Here is a 235-nt window from a genome sequence, read left to right as displayed (position 1 = left end):
CCTCGGCGGCGGTCGAAGTGGTCCATGATGATTTCCTTAACTTCCGGTTACCCGCCACTCCCTGCGTCATTGTGGGAAACATTCCCTTTCACCTCACCACTGCCATTCTTCGAAAGTTGTTGCATGCGCCGGCATGGACTGACGCTGTACTCCTCATGCAGTGGGAAGTCGCTCGCCGCCGGGCCGGGGTAGGCGCAAGCACGATGATGACGGCTCAGTGGTCCCCATGGTTCAC

The 235-nt window shown here is 59.1% G+C and carries 1 protein-coding gene; it reads left to right on the top strand.

The genetic code is table 11. The annotated features are described in order from the left end of the window. Nucleotides 1-235: rRNA adenine N-6-methyltransferase family protein (locus HMPREF2604_RS02890; protein WP_304439958.1), on the top strand; the 235-nt coding region annotated here is incomplete at both ends.

The sequence above is a fragment of the Corynebacterium sp. HMSC055A01 genome (assembly GCF_001809405.1).
Lineage (GTDB): Bacteria > Actinomycetota > Actinomycetes > Mycobacteriales > Mycobacteriaceae > Corynebacterium > Corynebacterium hesseae.
The sequence above is the reverse complement of the archived record's forward strand: the minus strand, read 5'-3'. Positions and strand labels throughout refer to the sequence as shown.